This window comes from Siccirubricoccus deserti, assembly GCF_014283215.1.
Taxonomy (GTDB): domain Bacteria; phylum Pseudomonadota; class Alphaproteobacteria; order Acetobacterales; family Acetobacteraceae; genus Siccirubricoccus; species Siccirubricoccus deserti.
In genome coordinates, this window is sequence record NZ_JACOMF010000173.1 from 1 (window position 1) to 2,590 (window position 2,590).

General features: G+C 67.5%; 3 protein-coding genes and 2 pseudogenes. 2 read left to right on the forward strand and 3 right to left on the reverse strand.

Annotated features, from left to right (window positions below):
* From H7965_RS29430 to H7965_RS29440, 3 genes are all read right to left on the reverse strand, one after another.
* A partial coding sequence (locus H7965_RS29430) for a helix-turn-helix domain-containing protein (protein WP_186774036.1) occupies positions 1-221 on the reverse strand: 221 nt, incomplete at its 3' end.
* Positions 222-609: 388 nt separating this feature from the next.
* Positions 610-1,059, reverse strand: a complete 450-nt coding sequence (locus tag H7965_RS29435; protein ID WP_315898723.1) for a transposase — start codon at positions 1,057-1,059, stop codon at positions 610-612.
* A 308-nt stretch (positions 1,060-1,367) separates the two neighbouring features.
* Positions 1,368-1,520, reverse strand: a complete 153-nt coding sequence (locus H7965_RS29440) for a hypothetical protein (protein ID WP_186774038.1) — start codon at positions 1,518-1,520, stop codon at positions 1,368-1,370.
* A 5-nt stretch (positions 1,521-1,525) separates the two neighbouring features.
* On the opposite strand from H7965_RS29440, the pseudogene H7965_RS29445 reads away from it, so the two are divergent.
* Both H7965_RS29445 and H7965_RS31550 read left to right on the forward strand, forming a co-directional pair.
* Positions 1,526-1,977: pseudogene (locus H7965_RS29445) on the forward strand (integrase core domain-containing protein); the annotation flags it as partial.
* A 51-nt stretch (positions 1,978-2,028) separates the two neighbouring features.
* Positions 2,029-2,590: pseudogene (locus H7965_RS31550) on the forward strand (transposase); the annotation flags it as partial.

The following is a 2,590-nucleotide window of genomic DNA, read 5'->3' on the forward strand; positions in this document are numbered from 1 at the left end:
TCCTGCTCGGCCGAGAGCGTGGAGGAGTGCGCCTCCCGAGGGCCGGTCGGCAGGTCGGCGACCGAAGACCGCTTGCGCCATTTGGCGATCGTCTTGGGGTTCACCCCGTAGCGGCGCGCCAGCTCCCTCAGGCTCGCTTGACTATGCTGGATCGCGCGACGGACCGCCTCTGTCGTGGTGGCGCTGCCGTGGAGAACCTGGCCCGTAGCGCGTCCTTCCATGCCTGGGAGAAGACTGCACCATCAAACCCTGGGATCAAATACCTAGCAGGCTGCGGAAATTCGCCGCTACAAGCATGACTTTGCTGGCCGGTGTCGCGGGTCGTGGCCCTTCATGGGCTGATGCGGCTGGTTTTCGGCGGCGACCTGCTGGAGGCTACTGCGTCCGCGCGTTGTCGCGGGCCGATCAGGCCGTTGCGGTAGCAGCTTCGGCAACCTGACGAGGTTGTAGGCCGCAGTCCGCAAGAGAGCTCCATCCGACCCGCTCCATTCCGCGCAGCAGGGTGCTGCGCATGCCGCCGATCTCCTTGCCCCAGGCCATCGAAGCCTTTGCGCATATCCGTGGTGCCGCAGGCCAGGAACACCCGGATGCCGGGCGCGGGCTGCAGCATCAGCGCCCGCCCAGCGCGGCCAGCACCTCGCGCAATATCCCAGGCGTCACCGCGCCGCTGAAACGCAGCTCGGCCCCGCCGGGCAGCAGCACCTGCAGGTCTCCCGTCGCAGGCGCGGTCGGCGGCTCGGGCGCCGGGGCAGGTGCCAGCAGCGCCTCGGGCCGCACCTCGACCGGCGTGAAGCCAGACACCGCCATGGCCAGCATCTGCTTGAGCCAAGTGTATAGCTGGCCGGTGCTCACCCCGTGCCGGTCGGCGACGACCTGCACCACGGCGCCAGGCGCCAGGCGCCAGTGTCTCCCGCACAATCCGCAGCTTGTCCTCATCAGGCCAGGGCCGCCGGCGCTTAGCGCGCACCCGCACCTCCACCGCAGTACCCGCATCGGGCCTGCGACCACTCTTACGACCATCGTATGAGTAGTCCTTCGACCCGTCGCTCGCCGTCGCATCCGTCATGCCAACCTCATGGGCGGCCGGCGGCTATCAAAGCAAGGCGGGGATTGGCTGACGCTTACCTATCGACGGGGCCGCGGAGGCGGATCTCATCCCACTGACGGGCAGCCTGATCGTGCGGCACGATGGCCACCCTGGAACCCGCGAAAGGATCCTCCGCAATCTCGAGGAGTTCGCGCAAGCCGTGACACCGCAGCCGGTAGAAACTCTGGTAGCGGCAGGAATGGCTGTGGCGCCGGCCCACTCCAGCCACAGGATTGCGGACATAGTCGCGGACGCCCTGGCCGAGCGTCTTACTGAGCGCCTAGTCCGGGTGGCGGTGGCCGCGCTGATCTGAACCGTACCTCCGTCGCAATGCGCTGTTCACCGAATAAGGCAGCACGCCGGCGCCAAGCGTGACGGCGACATCGGCCGGCCCGAGCGGCGCGATGCCGAGCAGGCCGCGCAGCCCCGGCACCAGGCCTCCGGTCCACCGACGTCATCGACGTGTTGGCAGATCTGTTCATCGCGCGTGGCATCCCGGCGCACATCCGCTCCGACCAGGGGCCGGAGTTCGTTGCCGCGGCGGTGAAGGGTTGGATCACGGGTGTCGGTGCAGCCACCGCCTACATCGAAAAAGGCAATCCCTGGGAGAACGGCTATGTGGAGAGCTTCTATGCCCGGCTGCGCGACGAGTTGCTGAACGGCGAGGTGTTCCACACCGTCGCCGAGGCGCGCGTGCTGCCGAGCACTGGCGGCGGCACTACAACCAGGAGCGGCCGCACTCATCGATGGGCTATCGTCCGCCAGCCCAGAGGCTAGGCCGTTCCCGCTGCCAAGCACGCTGGCGACGGTGGATACCCTTAACCTGCCTCTGGAATTCTGAACCGGCGAGAGTGGGAAAATTCTTGGTTAGGCTCGGAAACGCTGACTGAGGAGACGGGCCATGAAGCGGTCCCTGTTCCCCGACCAGCAGATCGCCGTGCGTGGCAGTGCCCCGCACCCTGCGCCAGGCGAAGGAGGGCACGGCGGTGGAGGAGGTCTGCCGCAAGGCGGGGATCTCGATCCAGATCTACTACCGCTGGCGGAAGAAGTACGGCGGGCTGATGCCGTCCGAGATGCGGCGGCTGAAGCAACTCGAGGAGGAGAATGTCCGCCTCAAGCGGCTGGTGGCTGACCTGTCGCTCGACAAGGAGATGCTGCAGGACGTTGTCCGCCGCAAACTATGAAGCCTGCGCGCTGCCGGGCGATGGTGGACCATCTCCGTGCTGCTTGGCGGGTGAGCGCGAGACGGGCCTGCGCGGTGCTGAAGGTGCCGCGCTCGACCTACCATCATCGTTCCAGGCGCGGCGGCGCGCAGGCTGAGCTTCGCCAGCGCATCCGGGAGATCGCGGGGACCCGGGTGCGCTATGGCTACCGATGGATCCACGTTCTGCTGAGGCGGGAGGGCTGGGCAGTGAACGCCAAGCGGGTCTGGCGTCTGTAGCGGCTGGAGGGTCTGCAACTGCGGAGCAAGACGCCGAAGCGGAAGGTCTCGGCCAAGCTGCG

Bases quoted from the DNA above. Each gene is read 5' to 3' on its own strand.
- H7965_RS29435 (WP_315898723.1), bottom strand. From the start codon at position 1,059: ATGCGACGGCGAGCGACGGGTCGAAGGACTACTCATACGATGGTCGTA.